General features: G+C 75.4%; 20 protein-coding genes. 11 read left to right on the top strand and 9 right to left on the bottom strand.

The annotated features are described in order from the left end of the window. Window positions 1–262: 262 nt before the first annotated feature. The 3 genes from HLA93_RS00375 to HLA93_RS00365 form a co-directional block, all read right to left on the bottom strand. Window positions 263–1453: a DNA recombination protein RmuC gene (locus HLA93_RS00375; RefSeq protein ID WP_246625469.1), complete on the bottom strand. Its 1191-nt coding sequence runs from the start codon at window positions 1451–1453 to the stop codon at window positions 263–265. A gap of 71 nt (window positions 1454–1524) precedes the next feature. Next, window positions 1525–2061, bottom strand: a complete 537-nt coding sequence (locus HLA93_RS00370) for a methylated-DNA--[protein]-cysteine S-methyltransferase (RefSeq protein WP_222192248.1) — start codon at window positions 2059–2061, stop codon at window positions 1525–1527. Further along, complete coding sequence (locus HLA93_RS00365) at window positions 2058–3560, bottom strand: AlkA N-terminal domain-containing protein (RefSeq protein WP_222192247.1); 1503 nt, start codon at window positions 3558–3560, stop codon at window positions 2058–2060. Before HLA93_RS00365 ends, HLA93_RS00370 begins: the two co-directional genes overlap by 4 nt. Before the next feature lie 142 nt (window positions 3561–3702). On the opposite strand from HLA93_RS00365, the gene HLA93_RS00360 reads away from it, so the two are divergent. The 7 genes from HLA93_RS00360 (at window position 3703) to HLA93_RS00330 (ending at window position 9590) form a co-directional block, all read left to right on the top strand. Beyond that, complete coding sequence (locus HLA93_RS00360) at window positions 3703–4596, top strand: ABC transporter ATP-binding protein (protein WP_222192246.1); 894 nt, start codon at window positions 3703–3705, stop codon at window positions 4594–4596. After that, window positions 4593–5423 (top strand): ABC transporter permease, encoded by an 831-nt coding sequence (locus HLA93_RS00355; protein ID WP_308127862.1) that lies wholly within the window; start codon window positions 4593–4595, stop codon window positions 5421–5423. Before HLA93_RS00360 ends, HLA93_RS00355 begins: the two co-directional genes overlap by 4 nt. Before the next feature lie 13 nt (window positions 5424–5436). Next, complete coding sequence (locus HLA93_RS00350; RefSeq protein ID WP_222192245.1) at window positions 5437–6681, top strand: sensor histidine kinase; 1245 nt, start codon at window positions 5437–5439, stop codon at window positions 6679–6681. After that, complete coding sequence (locus HLA93_RS00345) at window positions 6678–7319, top strand: response regulator (RefSeq protein WP_222192244.1); 642 nt, start codon at window positions 6678–6680, stop codon at window positions 7317–7319. The genes HLA93_RS00350 and HLA93_RS00345 overlap by 4 nt, the downstream gene beginning before the upstream one ends. Before the next feature lie 102 nt (window positions 7320–7421). After that, window positions 7422–8495: a redox-regulated ATPase YchF gene (gene ychF / locus HLA93_RS00340; RefSeq protein ID WP_222192243.1), complete on the top strand. Its 1074-nt coding sequence runs from the start codon at window positions 7422–7424 to the stop codon at window positions 8493–8495. A 126-nt stretch (window positions 8496–8621) separates the two neighbouring features. Then, window positions 8622–8819 (top strand): hypothetical protein, encoded by a 198-nt coding sequence (locus tag HLA93_RS00335; protein ID WP_222192242.1) that lies wholly within the window; start codon window positions 8622–8624, stop codon window positions 8817–8819. An 87-nt stretch (window positions 8820–8906) separates the two neighbouring features. Next, the gene (locus HLA93_RS00330) at window positions 8907–9590 is read left to right on the top strand and encodes a YczE/YyaS/YitT family protein (RefSeq protein ID WP_222192241.1); all 684 of its coding nucleotides are present in this window, start codon (window positions 8907–8909) and stop codon (window positions 9588–9590) included. Here HLA93_RS00330 and HLA93_RS00325 read toward each other — a convergent pair. Beyond that, window positions 9566–11029 carry a protein adenylyltransferase SelO gene (locus tag HLA93_RS00325; protein WP_222192240.1) on the bottom strand — a complete coding sequence of 488 codons (1464 nt, stop codon included), beginning with the start codon at window positions 11027–11029 and terminating at the stop codon, window positions 9566–9568. The genes HLA93_RS00330 and HLA93_RS00325 overlap by 25 nt on opposite strands. Window positions 11030–11069: 40 nt before the next feature. Next, window positions 11070–12422: a reverse transcriptase family protein gene (locus tag HLA93_RS21885; RefSeq protein WP_222192239.1), complete on the bottom strand. Its 1353-nt coding sequence runs from the start codon at window positions 12420–12422 to the stop codon at window positions 11070–11072. A gap of 288 nt (window positions 12423–12710) precedes the next feature. Here HLA93_RS21885 and HLA93_RS00315 point away from each other — a divergent pair, with 288 nt between their 5' ends. Next, complete coding sequence (locus tag HLA93_RS00315) at window positions 12711–13319, top strand: hypothetical protein (RefSeq protein ID WP_308127861.1); 609 nt, start codon at window positions 12711–12713, stop codon at window positions 13317–13319. Window positions 13320–13359: 40 nt separating this feature from the next. Here the strand turns inward: HLA93_RS00315 and HLA93_RS00310 are convergent, their stop codons facing one another. Continuing rightward, entirely contained in the window at window positions 13360–13776 is a 417-nt protein-coding gene (locus HLA93_RS00310) for a hypothetical protein (RefSeq protein WP_222192238.1), read from the bottom strand. Between the two features lie 87 nt (window positions 13777–13863). Continuing rightward, window positions 13864–14199, bottom strand: coding sequence for a hypothetical protein (locus HLA93_RS00305; protein WP_222192237.1), 336 nt, complete (start codon window positions 14197–14199; stop codon window positions 13864–13866). Between the two features lie 147 nt (window positions 14200–14346). On the opposite strand from HLA93_RS00305, the gene HLA93_RS00300 reads away from it, so the two are divergent. Continuing rightward, the gene (locus HLA93_RS00300) at window positions 14347–15336 is read left to right on the top strand and encodes an LLM class flavin-dependent oxidoreductase (RefSeq protein ID WP_222192236.1); all 990 of its coding nucleotides are present in this window, start codon (window positions 14347–14349) and stop codon (window positions 15334–15336) included. A 64-nt stretch (window positions 15337–15400) separates the two neighbouring features. Here HLA93_RS00300 and HLA93_RS00295 read toward each other — a convergent pair whose 3' ends face one another. After that, window positions 15401–16690, bottom strand: a complete 1290-nt coding sequence (locus tag HLA93_RS00295; protein ID WP_222192235.1) for a C40 family peptidase — start codon at window positions 16688–16690, stop codon at window positions 15401–15403. A 171-nt stretch (window positions 16691–16861) separates the two neighbouring features. Here HLA93_RS00295 and HLA93_RS00290 point away from each other — a divergent pair, with 171 nt between their 5' ends. Together HLA93_RS00290 and HLA93_RS00285 are read left to right on the top strand one after the other, a co-directional pair. After that, on the top strand, window positions 16862–17059 hold the full coding sequence (locus tag HLA93_RS00290; RefSeq protein ID WP_110554023.1) for a hypothetical protein: 198 nt from the start codon (window positions 16862–16864) through the stop codon (window positions 17057–17059). A 74-nt stretch (window positions 17060–17133) separates the two neighbouring features. Beyond that, window positions 17134–17742, top strand: a complete 609-nt coding sequence (locus HLA93_RS00285) for an SGNH/GDSL hydrolase family protein (RefSeq protein ID WP_308127860.1) — start codon at window positions 17134–17136, stop codon at window positions 17740–17742. Between the two features lies 1 nt (window position 17743). Here HLA93_RS00285 and HLA93_RS00280 read toward each other — a convergent pair whose 3' ends face one another. After that, window positions 17744–18124, bottom strand: a complete 381-nt coding sequence (locus tag HLA93_RS00280) for a thiol-disulfide oxidoreductase DCC family protein (RefSeq protein WP_222192234.1) — start codon at window positions 18122–18124, stop codon at window positions 17744–17746. Window positions 18125–18130: the final 6 nt, after the last annotated feature.

The raw sequence follows: 18130 nt of genomic DNA, 5'->3' as shown, positions 1-18130 counted from the left end.
CCTCCCGCCTGGCATCGACAGTCACCGGAGCGATCTTGCACCTCCTCGTTCGCGGTGCGGGCCTGGACCCGCACCGACCGGGCCACGGTAACGGCCCTCCCTGAGTAGACGCTGGACGTCGACCGATGCGGCGGGTCAGAACTCGCCGGTGTCCGGCTGCCCACCTGGCGACATGTGCGGAACGCCGCCCCAGCAGCCCCACCACCCCCCGGGGCCCCCGCCGTCAGGGGCGTCACCGCCCGGCGGCCGGTGGCGGGCCGGGTCAGCCGTGCGTGCCGTCCCGGTCGGCGGTGTGCCGCCCGCCGTCCAGCTCGGTGTGCCGCGCGGTGTCCGGCCGGGCGGGCGGGGCGAGGTCGGCCGGCGGCCGGACGGGGGAGTGCAGCTCCGGCAGCGTGAGCTCGCCGGCGGACGACTCGGCGTCGTCGTCGGGCACGGAACGGAGCACCCGGACGGTGCCCTCGACCGGCGCGGGCGTCGGGACCGGGGCAGCCGCCACGCCGAGGTCGTCGAAGCGGCGGGTGGCCACCAGCACCGACCGCTCGTAGGAGCCGACGGTCTCGTTGTACCGGGTCAGCGCCGAGCCCAGCGCCGACCCCAGCCGGGTCAGGTGACCGGAGAGGGTGCTCAGCCGGGCGTGCACCGTGCGGCCGACCTCGAGCACGGCGGCGGCGTCCTGCGCCAGCCGCTCCTGCCGCCAGGAGTAGGCGACGGTGCGCAGCAGGGCCAGCAGGGTGCTCGGGGTGGCCACGATGACGTCACGGGCGAAGCCGTGCTCCAGCAGGTCGGGCTCGGCCTCCAGGGCGGTGGTGAGGAAGCCGTCGGAGGGCACGAACAGCACGGTGAACGGCGCGGCCTGACCGAAGGCGGTGGGGTAGTGGCGGGCGGCCAGGGCGTCGACGTGCACCCTCAGCTGCCGGGCGTGGTCGGCCACCCGCTGGGACCGGACCGCCTGGTCGGTGGCCTGCACCGCCTCGATGTAGCCGGTGAACGGCACCTTCGCGTCGACGATCACCTGCCGACCGTCGGCCAGGGTGACCACCAGGTCGGGCCGGACCCGGGCGCCGTCGTCGGTGGTGCCGGAGGGCTGCTCGACGAAGTCGCAGTGCTCCAGCAGCCCGGCCACCTCGACCACCCGGCGCAGCTGGAGCTCACCCCAGCGGCCGCGGACGTGCGGCGTGCGCAGCGCGGTGACCAGGGCGGCGGTCTCCTGGCGGAGCAGCGTGGAGGTCTGGCCGATGGTGCCCACCTGCTCGCGCAGCTCGCCGTGCGCGGTCGCCCGGTCGCGCTCGATGCCGGCCAGCAGGCGGTGCAGGTGGTCCAGCGACTCGTGCACCGGCTCCAGCGCGTCGGGGGCGGCGGTGGACCGGTCGCGCAGCGCCACCACACCCAGCGTGATCGCGGTGGCGAGCAGGGCACCGAGCAGGAGCCCGAGCAGCAGGGAGGCGGCGTCCATGCCCGACAGGCTGCCGGAGGGGTCCGACAGAACCGGTCAGGCGGGGCGGAGCAGGCCCCAGCCGCCAGGCCTCAGGCCGGTACGGGCGCGTGCGCGGCCTCGTGGTCGAGCAGCCAGCGCTTGACCGGGGTGCCCCAGCGGAACCCACCCAGGCCGCCGCCGGTGGACAGCACCCGGTGGCAGGGCACGAACAGCGCGGCGGCGTTCTTCGCGCACGCACCCGCCGCGGCGCGCACCGCGGTCGGCCGGCCGCACCGCTCGGCGAAGGAGGCGTAGGTGTCCGGTGCGCCGGCCGGCACGGTGCGCAGCACGTCCCAGGCGTCGGTGAGGAACGGCCCCGACCGCTGCCGCACCGGGACCCCGTCGATCGCGGTGACGTCGCCGTCGCAGAAGGCCGCCACGGCGGCGAGCACCGGCAGGTCGTCGTCGGCCCGCTCCACCCAGGTCGGCCGCAGCGACCGGTGGACGACGGGCAGCAGCTCGGTGACGTCGTCGGTCCAGCCGCTGGCCAGCACGACGTCGCTGCCGTCGGGTCCGGCGGTGACGAGCACGGTGAACGGGCCGGGCGGGGTGTCGACGGTGGCGTACCGGGCAGGGGCGATGGTCATGACGGGCTCCGTTCGGGAGAGGTGCCGCGGGTGAACAGGTCGGGCACGGCGAGTGCCCAGAGGTGCATCACGGCGTAGGAGCGCCACGGCCGCCAGCGGGTGGCCGCGTCGGCGTCGGAGCTGCCCAGCGCGGCCAGGCTGCGGCGCAGCGCCAGGTCGCCGGGCAGCCAGACGTCGGGGTCGGCGAGCCCTCGGAGCCCGACCAGCGCCGCCGTCCACGGGCCGATGCCGGGCAGGGCGAGCAGCTGGCGGGAGGCCGCCTCGCGGTCCGCGCCGGGGTCCAGCGCCACGGTGCCCTCGGCGAGTGCGGTGGCCAGCGTGTGCACGGTGCGGCGGCGCGCACCGGTCAGGCCGACGGCGGAGAGGTCGGCGTCGGCCAGGTCGGCCGGGCGGGGGAACGCGTGGGTGAGCGTGCCCACCGGTTCGGCGAGCGGTCGGCCGGCGGCGGCCACCACCCGCGCGGTCAGCGTGCGGGCGCCGGCCACCGACACCTGCTGGCCGAGCACGGCTCGCACCGCGAGCTCGTCGGCGTCCGGCGCGGCCGGCACGCGGCGACCGGGGGCGCCGGCGACCAGCGGGGCGAGCGCCGGGTCGGCGCCCAGCACCGCGTCGACGGCGGCCGGGTCGGCGTCCAGGTCCAGCAGCCGCCGGCAGCGGGCGACGGCGACCCCCAGGTCGCGCAGCTCGGTCAGCCTCAGCCGGGCGAGCACCGCCGGCCCGCCGTCGGGTGCGGGGGAGAGCCGGACGACGGCCGGCCCGTGCGGCAGGTCGAGCACCCGGGAGAACGTCGTCCCGTCCCACTCCTCCAGGCCCGGGGTGGCGTGCGCGCCGAGGAACAGCAGCACCTCGTCGGCGGCGAACGGCGCCCGGGCGGCCAGCCGCAGGGTCAGCCAGCCGGGCGGGCCGCCGTCGCTGCGTGGGGTGGCCGGGCGCAGGGCCGACGGCGTCGTCCCGAACACCGAGCGCACCGTGTCGTTGAACTGCCGGATGCTGGCGAAGCCGGCGGCGAACGCGACGTCGGCCATCGGCAGCCGGGTGGTCTCGATCAGCAGCCGGGCGGTCTGCGCCCGCTGGGCCCGGGCCAGCGCCAGCGGGCCGACGCCGAGCTCGCCGGTGAGCAGCCGGTGCAGCTGGCGCTCGGAGTAGCCCAGCCGGGCGGCGAGCCCGCCGACGCCGCCGCGCTCCACCTCGCCGTCGGCGATCAGCCGCATCGCCCGGGCCACGACGTCGGCGCGGGCGTCCCACTCCGGTGACCCGGGGACGGCGTCGGGCCGGCAGCGCCGGCAGGCGCGGAAGCCGGCCGCCTGGGCCGAGGCCGCGGTGGTGTGGAAGGAGACGTTGCGCTCCAGCGGCGTGCGCGCCGGGCAGGACGGGCGGCAGTAGATGCCGGTGGTGTGCACGGCGGTCACGAACCAGCCGTCGAAGCGCGGGTCGCGGCTGGAGACGGCGCGGTAGCAGTGGGCCGGGTCGAGCTGCCCGCGCACCAGCGTCGTCGTCATGGCACGAGCATGGCACCGCACGCGGCGGCTGACTGGCGGGTTTCGGACGGGACGGTGAGCGGCCCGCCGTCCACCGGTCGGTGGACGTCCGGCCCACGCTCCGGTGGTCCCGGCGGCGTCCCTGCGTGGACAGGCTCAGGGCATGACGACGACCGAGTGGGCGCCACCCGCCCCGACCACCGCGGACGCCGCCGCCGTGGTCGTGCGGGGGCTGGGGAAGAGCTACGGGGGGAAGGCCGTCCTCGACGGCCTCGACCTGGAGGTGGTCCGCGGGGAGTGCTTCGCCCTGCTCGGGCCCAACGGCGCGGGCAAGACCACCACCATCGAGGTGCTCGAGGGCGTGCGGTCCCGCGACGCCGGGGAGGTGCAGGTGCTCGGCGCCGACCCGGCGACGGCCGGCCGCGCCTGGCGGGCGCGGATCGGCGTGGTCAGCCAGGGGGAGGGCGCCGCCCAGGCGCTGACCGTGCGCGAGGCGCTGGACCACTTCGCCGCCTACCACTCCCGCCCGCGCGCGACGGCTGAGCTGCTGGCCGCGGTGGGGCTGGAGGAGAAGGCGGGCACCCGGGTGGGGCGGCTCTCCGGTGGCCAGCGCCGCCGGCTGGCGGTGGCGCTGGGCGTGCAGGGCCGGCCGGAGCTGGTGTTCCTGGACGAGCCGACCACCGGGATGGACCCGGTGGCGCGGCGGCAGTTCTGGGAGCTGGTCCGCGGCCTGCGCGCCGAGGGGACGACGGTGCTGCTGACCACCCACTACCTGGACGAGGCCGCCGAGCTCGCCGACCGGGTCGGCGTCATCGCCGGCGGCCGGCTGGTCGAGGTCGCGCCGCCGGCCGAGCTCGGCGCGGAGCTGCGCCGGGTCGCCACCGTCTCCTGGCTCGACGGCGGAGCCCGCCGCTCGGTGCGCACCGAGGCGCCGGCTGCGGTGCTGCGCGACCTGCTGGCCACCACCCCGCACGAGGTGCCCGGCCTCACCGTCACCCGGCCCGGCCTGGAGGACGTCTACCTGCAGCTCGTCGACACCCCCGGAGGAGATCGGTGATCACCACCCTCGACGCCCCCGCCCGCCCGGCCCCGCCCTCGGCGGCGCGGATCGCCCTGGCCCGCACGCGCCTGGAGCTGCGGCTGTTCGCCCGGGAGCGCCAGCAGGTGGTGTTCTCCTTCGCCTACCCGATCGTGATGATGGTCGTGTTCGGCTCCGTGCTCGGCGGCGACGTGCTGCCCGGCGGCGTCCCGTTCCCGCAGTACTTCCTGGCCGGCATCGCCGCCACCGGCATCATGCTGACCAGCTTCCAGTCGATCGCCACCTCGATCGCCGGAGAGCGGGAGGCCGGTCAGCTGGAGCGGCTGCAGGTGCTCGGCACCCCGCCGGTGGCCTACTTCGCCGGCAAGGCCGGGCTGGTGCTGGTGACAGCGGCGGTGCAGCTGGCCCTGCTGCTGCCGGTGGCGCACTGGGGCTACGACGTCCCGTTGCCGGCGGACGTCGCGGACTGGGCGACGTTCGGCTGGGTCGCCGTCCTCGGGTCGCTGGCCGGCACGGTGCTCGGCATCGCCGTCGCCGGGCTGCCGGGCAGCGCCCAGTCGCTGACCACCGGGGTGACGGCGTTCGCCGTGGTCCTGCAGTTCTTCAGCGGGGTGTTCTTCGCCTTCCCCGAGCTGCCCGGCTGGATGCAGCAGGTGGCCGCGGTGTTCCCGCTGAAGTGGCTGACCCAGGGCATGCGGTCGGCGTTCCTGCCCGACCAGGCGGCGGCCTTCGAGGTGGCCGGGGGATGGGAGCACGGCAGGACTGCCCTCGTGCTGGTCGCATGGGTGATCATCGGCGTCGTGGTGTGCACCCGGACGTTCCGCTGGCGCCAGGCCGATCGATGAGCAGGGCCGACCGTTGAGCGTCGGTTCCCGGCTGCGCGCCGCTGTCCTCCCCGCCCGGGGTGAGGACAGCGGTTCGCCGCTGTCCGGGCGTGGCTGGCGGGCCACCGTCGTCGGCTTCCACGTGGCGTTCGTGGCGCTGCTGGCCCTCGCCGTGCTGGCCACGCAGGTCGGCCGGGTCGAGGGCTCGCCGCGGTGGGCCCTGACGGCGCTCGCGGTCCTGGCGGTGGCCTACCTGTTCCTGGGTGCGCCGGCCCTCGCCGACGAGCGCCCGGCCCGCGCGGTCGCCTACCTGACCGTGCTCGTCGCCGTCTTCGGCGTGCTGGGCTGGCAGGCCCCCCAGCTGCTGTTCCTGCTCTTCCTGGCCTATCCGCAGATCTGGTTCCTGGTCGAGTCGCCCCGCCCGGGCACGGTGTGGACCGTGCTGCTCGCGCTGGCCAGCGCGGTGGGCCCCGCGACGGCCTGGACGCGCGGCGCCGAACCGCTGTCGGAGGTGCTCGACTCCGGGATCGGCCTGCTGTTCAGCCTGGCGCTCGGGGTGTGGGTGAGCCGCGTCCTGCAGCAGAGCCGGGAGCGGGCGCGGCTGATCGCCGAGCTGGAGGCCACCCGCGGGGAGCTCGCCGACGCCCACCACCAGCAGGGCATCGCCGCGGAACGCGAACGGTGGGCCCGGGAGGTGCACGACACCCTGGCCCAGGGCTACACGAGCATCGTGGTGCTGGCCCAGACCGCGGCCGCCCAGCTGCCCACCGACCCGGACGCCGCCGCCGAACGTCTGGCGCTGATCGAGGAGGTGGCCCGGGACAACCTCGCCGAGGCGCGGGCGATGGTCGCGGCGTTCGCACCGGCCGGGCTGGACAGCGCCACCCTGGTGGAGGCGCTGCAGCGGCTGGCCGAGCGGTTCGGCCGGGAGACCGGGATCGTCACCCGGGTCGACCTCTCGGCCCTCGACGAGGCCCGCGGCCTGACCCGCGCCGAGGAGATCGTGCTGCTGCGCGGCGCGCAGGAGGCGCTGGCCAACGTGCGCCGGCACGCGGCGGCGAGCTCGGTGGTGCTGCAGGTCAGCCGGGTGGAGGCGGGGGAGTCGACGCAGGTGTCGGTGCACGTCGCGGACGACGGGGTGGGTTTCGACCCGGGGACGTCGCCCGGGGTGGGCCTCGCCGGGCTGCGCGACCGGGCCGCGGAGGTGGGCGGCGCGGTGGACGTCGTCTCGGCGCCGGGGGAGGGCACCCGCGTGACGGTCCGGGTGCCGGCGCCGTGACCGTGCGGGTGCTGGTGGTCGACGACCACCCGGTGGTGCGCGGCGGCGTGGTCGGCTGGCTCGCCGCCCAGCCGGACGTCGAGGTCGTCGGGGAGGCCGGCGACGGGCTGGCGGCACTGGCCGCGGTGGCCGAGCACGCGCCGGACGTCGTCCTGATGGACCTGCGGATGCCCCGGATGGACGGCGTGACGGCGACCGGCCGCATCCTCGCCGCGCACCCGGGGGTGCGGGTGCTGGTGCTCACCACCTACGACACCGACGCCGACATCGTGCGGGCGGTGGAGGCCGGCGCCACCGGCTACCTGCTCAAGGACACGCCACTGCCGCAGCTGGCCGACGCGGTGCGCGCGGCGGCCCGCGGGGAGACGGTGCTGGCCCCGCCGGTCGCGGCCAAGCTGGTCTCCCGGATGCGGGCGCCGGCGGTCGAGGCGCCGACGGCCCGCGAGCTGCAGGTGCTGGGCGGGGTGGCGCGCGGGCTGACCAACGCCGAGATCGGCCGGGAGCTGTTCATCGGCGAGGCGACGGTGAAGACCCACCTGCTCCGGGTCTTCACCAAGCTCGGCGTCGACGACCGCACCCGGGCGGTGCTGGTCGCCGTCGAGCGCGGCCTGCTCCCCGGCCCGGGTTCGGCCGGCTGAGCCGGCTGCGGCCGGCGAGTGCTGCGATCTCGTGGCGCTGCGGGCCGCCGGGGCCACGAGATCGCAGCACTCGCCCGGGCGACGTCCGTAAGCTGGTCTCCCGTGAGTCTCACCATCGGGATCGTCGGCCTGCCCAACGTCGGCAAGTCGACCCTCTTCAACGCCCTGACCAAGAACGACGTGCTCGCCGCGAACTACCCGTTCGCGACGATCGAGCCGAACGTCGGCGTGGTGGGCGTGCCCGACCCGCGGCTGGAGAAGCTCGCCGAGGTGTTCGGCTCGCAGAAGATCATCCCGGCGACGGTGTCGTTCGTGGACATCGCCGGCATCGTCCGCGGCGCCAGCGAGGGGCAGGGGCTGGGCAACAAGTTCCTGGCCAACATCCGCGAGAGCGACGCGATCTGCCAGGTGATCCGGGTGTTCACCGACCCCGACGTCGTGCACGTCGAGGGCAAGGTCGACCCGGCCGACGACATCGAGACGATCAACACCGAGCTCGTCCTCGCCGACATGCAGACCCTGGAGAAGGCGATCCCGCGGCTGGAGAAGGAGTCGCGCAAGGACAGGGAGCGCAAGGCGCTGCACGACGCGTCCGTCGCCGCGCAGGAGGTGCTCAACACCGGCAAGACGCTGTTCGCCGCCGGCGTCGACCCCGAGCCGCTGCGCGAGCTGACGCTGCTCACCACGAAGCCGTTCCTGTACGTCTTCAACGTCGACGCCGACGAGCTGGCCAACACCGCCCAGCTGGACGAGCTGCGGGCGCTGGTCGCCCCGGCCGAGGCGATCTTCCTGGACGCGCAGACCGAGTCCGAGCTGATCGAGCTGCCCGCCGACGAGGCCGCCGAGCTGCTCGCCTCGATCGGGCAGGACGAGCCGGGCCTGGACCAGCTGGCCCGGGTCGGCTTCCGCACCCTGGGCCTGCAGACCTACCTGACCGCCGGGCCCAAGGAGTCGCGGGCCTGGACCATCCCGGTCGGCGCCACGGCGCCCGAGGCGGCCGGCGTCATCCACACCGACTTCCAGCGCGGCTTCATCAAGGCCGAGATCGTCGGCTTCGACCAGCTGATGGAGGCCGGCTCGATGGCCGAGGCCAAGTCGAAGGGCTGGGTGCGCATGGAGGGCAAGGACTACGTCATGGCCGACGGCGACGTCGTGGAGTTCCGCTTCAACGTCTGAGCCCGCCGCCCGGCATGCCTGCCCTCGGGTGGGCGTTGGCCTTCAGCAGGGGGCTGCGGCTGCCGATGTGCCCGAGGACCCGGTAGTCGGGGACGACCAGTGGAACGGCACGACCGAGGAGATGACGTGGACTACCTGAACCGCCTGCGGATGGAACGTCCCGTGCTCTTCTGGGTCGTCCTGCTGGTGGGCTTCTGGCTCGCCTTCCAGGTACTGCTCTTCCTCGTCGCCCTGGTCATCGGGCCGTTCGGCCTGCCCTCCTGGGCGCCCATCGCGGTGGTGCTGGCCATCCTCGTCATCGTCGCCAGACGACAGCAGCGGTAGCCGCGATCACCGCGGCTCCCCGGTGATCGAGATGCCGGACGCCGCGGGCAGGGGATGCTGGGCGGGTCGTCCGCGCAGAGGAGCCCCGTGTCGTCCCGCAGCACCGCCGTCCGTGCCCGTGTCAGCCGCTGGACGCCACCGCCGGGACGGACCCTCCGCTTCCTCGGCGGGCTCGTCCTGTGCGCGCTGGCCGTCTGGCTGTCCCTGCAGGTCCAGCTGGGGCTCGCGCCCTGGGACATGCTGCACGCCGGTCTGAGCGAGCGCCTCGGCCTGTCGTTCGGCCTGGTCGTGATCCTGGTCGGGCTCGCCGTCCTCGTGCTCTCCGCGGCGCTCGGTGAGCGTCCCGGCATCGGCACGTTGGTCAACGTGCTGGGCGTCGGGTGGGTGATCGATCGGCTGCTGGCCACCTCGTGGCTGGACGGCCTCGCGGACGCCGAGGTGTGGCTGCGGGTGCCGGCCCTGGTCGCCTCCGTCGTGCTGCTCGGCGTCGGCGCCGCGCTCTACATCGGCGCCGCGTTCGGGGCCGGCCCGCGGGACAGCCTGATGGTCGCCTGCCACCACCACGGCTGGCCGATCGGCGCCTCGCGGGTCGGCATCGAGGTGACAGTGGCGCTGGTGGGCTGGCTGCTCGGCGGGGCCCTCGGGCTCGGCACCGTGCTGCTGGCGCTGGGCACCGGGCCGGTCGTCCAGCTCACCTTCCGGGTGCTCGGTGAACAGCCGCCCAGCCGCCGGGTGCACGCGGCGGCTCAGGTGCCGCAGAACGTCCGGTAGGCGCCGAAGTCGACCGGGGCGGGCTCGGCGTACCGGGCCAGTCCGGGGCGTTCCTCGAACGGGCGGGTCACCGCGTCCAGCAGCTGGTGCAGCGGGGTGAGGTCACCGGCGGTCGCATCGGTCAGCGCCTCCTCGACCAGGTGGTTGCGCGGGATGTACACCGGGTTGACCCGGTCCATCGCGTCGGCGTCCGGGCCGGTGGCGCGCCAGCGCTCCGCCCAGGCGTCGAAGCCGGCGAGGTCCAGGAACAGGTTGCGGGCCGGTTCGACCTCGCCCCGGGCCGCCGCGGCGAGCCGGCGGTAGAACGACGTGTGGTCGACGTGGTCGCGCTGCAGCAGGGGCAGCAGATCGTCGGCCAGCGCGCCGACGACGGCGTCGTCCAGGCCCTCGGGCAGGCCCAGCTTGGCCCGCATGCCCGCCGTCCAGGCCGCGTTGTAGTGCGGGCGGAAGCCGCCGAGGGCGTCGACGGCGAGCGCGATGGCGCGCTCCTGGTCGTCGTCGATGAGCGGCAGCAGCGCCTCGGCCAGCCGGGCCATGTCCCACTCGGCCACCACGGGCTGGTTCCCGTAGGCGTACCGCCCGCCGGTGTCGATCGAGCTGTAGACCGTGGCCGGGTCGAAGGCGTCCAGGAAGGCGCACGGCCCGTAGTCGATCGTCTCGCCGGAGATCGTCACGTTGTCGGTGTTCATCACCCCGTGCACGAACCCGACGAGCATCCACTGCGCCACCAGCGACGCCTGGGCGGCGACCACCGACTCGAACAGCGCCAGCGCCGGGCGCTCGGCGGCGGCCGCGTCGGGATGGTGCCGGGCGATGGCGTGGTCGGCGAGCCGGCGCAGCAGGTCGAGGTCACCGGTCGCCGCCGCGTACTGGAAGCTGCCCACCCGCAGGTGGCTGCTCGCCACCCGGGCCAGGACGGCGCCGGGCAGCAGCGTCTCCCGGCGCACCGGCCGCCCGGTCGCCACCACGGCGAGCGCGCGGGTCGTCGGGATGCCGAGGGCGTGCATCGCCTCACTGATGACGTACTCGCGGAGCATCGGCCCGACCGCGGCCAGGCCGTCGCCGCCGCGCGCGAACGGCGTGCGCCCGGAGCCCTTCAGGTGCAGGTCGCGCAGCCGGCCGGCGGGGTCGGTGAGCTCACCGAGCAGCAGCGCGCGCCCGTCGCCCAGCCGTGGGTTGAACCCGCCGAACTGGTGCCCGGCGTAGGCCTGGGCCACCGGGGTCGCGCCCTCGGGGACGTCGGCCCCGACCAGCAGGCCGATCCCCGCCGCGCCGCGCAGGGTCGCCGGGTCGAGGCCCAGCTCGGTGGCCAGCGGCTCGTTGAGCACCAGCAGCTGCGGGTCGGGTGCCTCCTCGGCCAGCCACGGCACGGCCATCTCCGGCAGCTCGCCGGCGAACCGGTGCCCGAGGGTGACGGTCTCTGGCAGGGCGATGCTCATGCCCCCGACGGTACGTCGGACGGCGCGGTCGGCCAGTCGATCAGCGGGGGCCCGTGCTGGCCGACCAGTCGATCCGGTCGGCCAGCGCCCGCAGCCGGGCACCGGTCACCGGGTCCAGCGACGTCGCCCAGGCCACCCGGCCCAGCACGTGGTCGCGGAACGTGGCCGGGTCGCGGCCGCGCAGCTGGGTCGTCCAGCCGCGGGTCGCGCAGTTGTGCAGCAGCGCCCGCAGCGCGTCCCGCTCGGCACGGGGGAGCGCCGGCCGGGTGTTGACCACCGCGCCGAGCACGGACTGCCGGCGCGCGTCGCTGGTCACCGACGTCTTCGCCGGGTTCACCCGGAAGCCCTCGTCGGCCACGATCTCGGTCACCAGCTCGGCGAACCGGCCGCGGCCGAGCCCCGGGTCTCCGCTGAACGTCAGGTCGTCGACGTAGCGGGTGTAGCGGGCGCCGAACGCGGTGGCCAGCCCGGTCAGCCGGCCGTCCAGCCGGGCGCAGGCGAGGTTGGCCAGCGCCGTGGACGTCGGGGCGCCCTGCGGTAGGTGCGGCACGGCCAGCAGCCGGCCGAGCAGGTGGTGCCGGTCGCGGGCCGCGGCGTCGGCCGGCACCGGCACCCCGCGCCACACCTCGGTCGGTAGCACGGTCGTGACCAGCCCGGTGAGCACGTGCGCCACCGGCTCCGGCAGGCCGGCGACCCCGAGCAGCAGCCCGTGCACCCGCCCGGCCGGGATGCTCGCGAAGAACGCGGTCAGGTCCATCCGCAGCACCACGGCGCGGCCGGCGTGCGGGGCCACCGCCGTCCGCACCGACCGGCCGGGGACGCCGCCGTGCGCGGCGTCGTGCAGCGGGATGGGGGCGAGCACGTGCCGCAGCAGCCGTCGCTGCCCCTCCTTGAGCCGGGGCTTGGGCGCGGCCAGCAGCCGCACGCCGGACGGGCGGGGCACCACCCGCCAGCGGTAGTGCCGCAGCGCCTCGCCGGAGGTGCGCTCCAGCCTGCGGACGTCGGCGAACCAGGCGAGCTCACCGGCGTCGACGTCCAGCAGCCGGGCGACCGCCGCCTGGTCGTGGAGGTCGGCCACCGGCCAGCGCTGCCAGGCGAGTCCGGTCGGCCGGGGTGTCCACTGCACCACCCGCGGGGGCGTTGCCGCGCTCTGCCTGCGCTGGAAGCCCCGCGTCGTCCGGACGAAGGCGGCCAGCTCGCGCGGCCGGTCGACGGGTGGCCTGGCGTATGCGGTCTGCACCTCGCCCACCAGGGTGCCGACCCACGTCGCGGCGCGCGCCTGCCCGAGCGTGACGGCCACCCGGCGGACCATCTCCGGCCGCCGCCACGGCCCGGCGAGCAGCGCGGTGCTGATCCCGGCCGCCAGCGCCGCCTCCTGCCGCGGCGTCGTCACCGGCGGCCCGGACGGGGTGCGCGGCGGGGTGGCCAGCCGTCCCCTGAGGGATGTGCCGCTGGGTGCGCGGAGCGCGCCGCCCGGCTCATGACGGGAGTGCCTGACCTGTTCACGATGCCCCGGGGTTGCCCCGGGGTGACCGGCTGCTGCCGATCGTCCTGGCCTCCCCGCCGCGCACCCGGCCCACCGTAGGGGTGCGGCGACGCGAGGTGAAGAGCTGGACGACGAGGCCCTCGAGTGCGACAGGATGGGCGCTCCGCAGCACTGCCCGAGCCCAGGAGCCCGCCCGTGTCCGTCCCGCACCAGCCCCCGATGACCGTTCCGGCGTTCTTCGTCACGCAGCGGGTCACGATGATGGTGAACCGCTACGAGGTCATCGCCGCCAACCCCGACGGCTCCGAGGGGCAGCTGCTGGCGCTGGCCGAGCAGAAGCGGATGAAGCTCAAGGAGGAGGTCGTCTTCTACGCCGACGAGTCCAAGAGCCGGCGGGTGTTCTCCTTCAAGGCGCGGCAGCGGCTCGACGTCGGTGCCCAGCACGACGTGTTCGACGAGCAGGGGCAGCCGCTGGGCGTGTTCAGCAAGGCCTTCGGTGCCAGCCTGCTCCGCTCCACCTGGGACCTCGAGGTGCCGGGGCTGACCGCCCGCGGCCAGGAGCGCCGTCCGGTGCTCGCGGTGGTGCGCCGGGTGTGGACGGCGCTGCCGGTCGTCGGCGACGTCCCGGTGCCCTTCGTCTTCCACTTCGACTTCGTCGACACCACGACCGGAGCGCCGGTGCTCACCAGCGAACGGAAGCGGTCGATCCGCGATCGCTACACGGTGACGGTGCCCGACCCCCGGCTGGACTTCCGGGTCGCCGCCTCGATGGCCGTCGCCCTGGACGCGCTGCAGAGCCGCTGACTGCCGGCCGGGCCCCGCACGCGGGGGCCCGGGTGGGGCGCTAGAGGCAGCGGGCCTCCAGTTCGGCGAAGAAGGCGCCGGCCAGGGCGCGGAAGCCGGCCTCCCGGACGGCGATCTCGTCGCCCACCCGGTGGCCCAGCACACTGCGGCCGGGGTCGAGTCGGATCCGCCGGTCGGCGATCATCGTGCTGCCGTGCGCCAGCGACCCGGCCAGCAGCCGCACCTCCTTGACGGCCACCTCGTGGTCGGGCACGTCGTTGTCCAGCCCGGCCGTGCCGTGGTGGCCGAACCAGTCCGCCAGGACGATGACCAGGTCGTTGAAGAAGACCGGTTCGAAGCGGTACAGCGCGGTCGGCTCGGTGGCGGCGGCCAGTGCGTGCCAGGCGGCGACCCGCTCGTCGACCGCGGCACGTCGTCCGTCGATGTGGTCCAGTGCGTAGGTGCTCTGACACAACACGGCTGCTCCTCGGTGGATCGCGACGCTGCGTCCCAGGGGTGCGTCCAGCGTGACAGCCCGAGCGGCCGTACGGAACCGGATCGGGCGTCAGGACCGGCTGTGCACCGGCTGCACGCTGCGCAGCGGCGGCAGCGGGGGGAGTGGCGTCGGGGTCCGCCGCACCTGTTCCGGGGTGGGGAGCAGCATGTCCGGCTCGGTGCGTGGGGCGGGCGGCGTCCAGGCCGGCGCCGGCTGCGGCAGGCGGACGTCGGTCAGGGGCAGCCAGCTGGCCCGGCGCAGTCCGCCGATGACGAACTGGATGCGCACCCGGGCCGTGCCGTCGGGCTCGTGCCGCCAGCCGAGCAGGACGGCGGGGCACCAGCTCCCGTTGAGGTCGAACTCAACGGCCAGGGGCTCGCCCGCGAACGTCGTCATCTCCGGCACGGGCGGGACTGTAAGTGCGCGGTCGATCACGCAGCGGCAGGCGCGCGTGGTGCTGTCCCACCTGTCACAACTCCGCAGCGACCTGCACGGGAAGTGGTGCCGGGTGTCGCGCGTTGCCCTGGACAACCGACTGGAAGGCCCTTCGTCATGCGCATCCCGCTGTCCGTCCTCGACCTCGCCCCGATCGCCCGGGGGGAGAGCGTCAGCAGCAGCATCGCGGCCAGCGTCGCCCTCGCCCAGCGCGCCGAGGAGCACGGCTACCAGCGGGTCTGGTACGCCGAGCACCACAACATGCCGACCATCGCCTCGTCGGCGACCAGCGTGCTCATCTCCCACGTCGGCGCGCAGACCAGCACCATCCGGCTCGGTGCCGGCGGGGTCATGCTGCCCAACCACTCGCCGCTGACCATCGCCGAGCAGTTCGGCACGCTCGAGGCCATGTACCCGGGCCGGATCGACCTGGGCCTCGGCCGCGCCCCGGGGTCGGACCAGAACACCATGTACGCGCTGCGTCGCGACCCGAACTCGGCCGACAACTTCCCGCAGGACGTGCTGGAGCTGCAGGCCTACCTGGCCGGCGCGACCCGGGTGCCCGGCGTCGACGCGATCCCCGGCAAGGGCACGAACGTGCCGCTGTACGTGCTCGGCTCCTCCCTGTTCGGCGCCCACCTGGCCGCTGCCCTGGGCCTGCCGTACGCCTTCGCCAGCCACTTCGCGCCGCAGGCCCTGGAGGCCGCCGTCGCCACCTACCGCTCGGAGTTCAAGCCCTCCGAGCAGCTCGCCGAGCCGTACGTGATCGCCGGGGTCAACGTCATCGCCGCCGACACGATGGCGCAGGCGCAGGAGGACCTGCAGGCGGTGCGCCGGAACATGGCCGTCGGGCTGTTCGGCCGCGGCCGGACGTTCACCGACGAGGAGGCCGACCTGCTGCTCGAGCAGGGCGCCGGCCAGCACGTCAGCTCGATGTTCACCTACGCCGCGATCGGTACGCCGCGCGAGATCGGTGACTACCTCGAGGGGTTCCTCAAGCAGTCCGACGCCGACGAGCTGATCGTCGCCCACCAGTCGCCCACCACCGAGGGCCGGCTGCGCTCGGTCACCCTCACCGCGGAGGCCCTGGAGGGCGTCAGCGCCTGAGGCAGGACGCCGGCGGCCGAGGACTCGGGGAGTCCTGGGCCGCCGGCGTTCGAGGGTGCGGTGCTCAGGCCGTCGGGCGGGCGCCGCCGATGAAGCCGCTCCACCGCATCGAGGTGACCCGGATGACCGACCCGCTCTGCGGAGCCTCGAGGATCTGGCCGTCGCCCAGGTAGATCGCCACGTGGTGGATGGTCGAGGGGTTGCTGGTGTTCGTGGCCCAGAAGACCAGGTCGCCGCGCTGCAGGTCCGACCGGCTCACCTTGGGCAGCGCCTTGTACTGGGCGCTGCTGTTGCGCGGGATGGAGACCCCGGCCTGGGCGTAGGCGTAGCGGGTCAGGCCCGAGCAGTCGAAGCCGACGATGCCGGCGTCCACGCCCCAGCCCATGCTGGGGCCGCTGAGCGAGCCGCCGCCCCACGAGTAGATGGTGCCCAGGTGGCGACGTGCCGCGGAGATGGCCGTCTCCACGGCCGAGGAGTCGCCGGCGCCGGCGTTCGAGACCAGCTGGTGCGTGCCGGCCGAGGTGCTGCTGGTGGGCGCGGTGGCCCGGGTGGCCGCTGCCCGCGCGGCGGCGGCCTGTTGCGCGGCGTACTGCTCGGCGGCGGTGCGGGCGCCCTGCAGACCGAGCAGCGTCTCCTGCGCCTGCTGCAGCTGCGCCTGCACGGCGGCCTGCTGGCTGGCCAGCGCACCGGCCTGCGCCCGGGCGCTCGCCTCGAGCTGCTCGGCGACCGCGAGCGCGTCGGCGGCCTCCTGTGCCAGGGTCGCGGCCTCGGCCAGCGCGGTCTGCGCGGCGGCGTCGGCCGCGCGGGCCTGCTGCTCGGCGGCGGTGACCTGCACGACCACGTCGCCCTGGTGGGCGCTGGCGGCCTCCAGCAGCGCCGCCCGCTCGAGCATCTGCGCGGGCCCGTCGGCGGTGGTCAGCGCCTCGAGCGTGGGGTTGGTGCTGCCCTGCACGTAGCTCTGCCGGGCGAAGTCGGCGACGTTGGCCCGGGCGGTGGTCAGCTCGGCCTCGGCCCGGCGGGCGGCGGCGGTCGCGGCGTCGGCGGCGACCTGGGCCGCCTCCTGCTCGGCCTGCTTCCCCTGGAAGGTGTCCAGCGCGATCGCCGACCGGGCTCGGGCGGCGTCGACCTCGGCCTGGGCGGTGGCCAGCTGGGCGGAGAGGGCGCCGACCTGCTGGGCGGCGGCGTCCTTCTGCTGCTGGGCGGCGCCGAGCTGGGCGTCGGAGGGGTTGGTGGGGGTGGCGGAGGCGACGCTCGGGGCGGCCACCAGGCACAGGGCCGCTGCGACGAGGACCCCCGCCACGCGACGCGCCGGACGGTTGCCGGTCGCTCGCTCGGTCGTCGTCCTGGTGCGCATCGTCTCGCCTCTCCACTCTGTCGGGTGTCGCCCGTCCGGGTGACCTGATCAAGTGGTCGGCTCGTTGCGGAGGGTGCTTGAGCGACTTCTCTGAGTTGAGTTGGCGAAAGCAACACGGTCGGTGGGAGGCGGTCGCCGCACCGCCCCGGCCCACGGACGACGATGGGCCGCATGAACGTCTTCACCGACTACGCCGAGACGCACTGGGTCCCGATCAACGGCGACATGGTGACCGTGCAGACCATCGACGCCGCAGGACGGCGGGAGACGCACGTGCTGTCGGTGCCCGATGCGCTCGCCCAGTTCAAGGTCAAGTACCCGTTCGTGGACGACGCCCAGGCAGCCGCCCTCTTCGCCCAGGGCGGCTGACGTGGGAGGACCCCGTCCTCCTCACCCCTCGCACGCTCGAGGCCGGGATGGATGGCGGGGGAGTGGGCGTTGGGGTGGGTGTGCGCTTCCTCGTCCTCGGTGACTCCCTGGCCTTCGGCACCGGTGCCGCGAGCCCGCAGGACACTCTGGGCGCCCGGCTGACCCGCGCGCTGCGGCAGGCCGGCCACGACGTCGAGCTGCAGGTGCTCGCCGTCCCCGGCGCCACCTCCCTCGACCTCGCCGCCCAGGTCCGCCGGGTGACCGGGCCCGTCGACCTCGCGCTGCTGGTGGTCGGGGCCAACGACCTCACCCGGCAGGTGCCGCCCGCGCAGGCGGCGGCCGCGCTCGGGCACGCGGTGGGTGAGCTGGGGGAGCGGGGCGCCACGGTGCTCGTCGTCCCCACGCCGGACCTGTCGTCGGTGGCCTGGGTGCCGCCGGCCTTCCGCGCGGTCGTCGCCGGCATCTGCGACCAGCTGCGGGCCCGGCAGACCCTCGCCGCCGAGTCGGCCGGCGCGGTCGTGGCGCCGGTGGCCCCGGAACTGTCCCGCCGGTTCTCCGCCGACCCGTCGCTGTTCTCCGCCGACCGCTTCCACCCGTCCTCGGCCGGCTACGCGCTGGTGGCCGAGGCGCTCGCCCCGTGGCTGATCGAGCTCGCCGGCCGGCGCGCGCAGGACGCCGCCTGACTCAGCCCGGGTCCCGCGGCGGCACCCGGCAGGCTGCGGTGCCGCCGGGGAGCCGGTAGCGGTTGGCCGCCACCAGCCGGTAGACGAACGGGGCGACCCAGCTGACCGGCGGCAGGGAGAGCAGCACTCCGAGGAGGGCCCACGGCGACCCGGCGGCCCGCAGTGCCCGGGCCACCGCGTCGGCCCCACCGGACACCGCGCCGTCGTCGTCGACCCACAGCACCTCGGCCTGCGCCCGCTCGGCGGTCACCCCGAGCGCCGCCAGGTCGGCGAACTGCCACGCCACCACCGCGCAGCCGGCCGGCAGCACCCGCCGCGCGACCTCGGCCGACCGGGTGCAGAACGCGCAGTCGCCGTCGAAGAGCAGCGTCGGGGGAGTCATCCGGGC

Origin of the sequence: Modestobacter italicus, assembly GCF_019799965.1 — a bacterium.
Classification (GTDB): domain Bacteria; phylum Actinomycetota; class Actinomycetes; order Mycobacteriales; family Geodermatophilaceae; genus Modestobacter; species Modestobacter italicus_A.
This window is presented reverse-complemented; position numbering and strand designations above follow the sequence as displayed.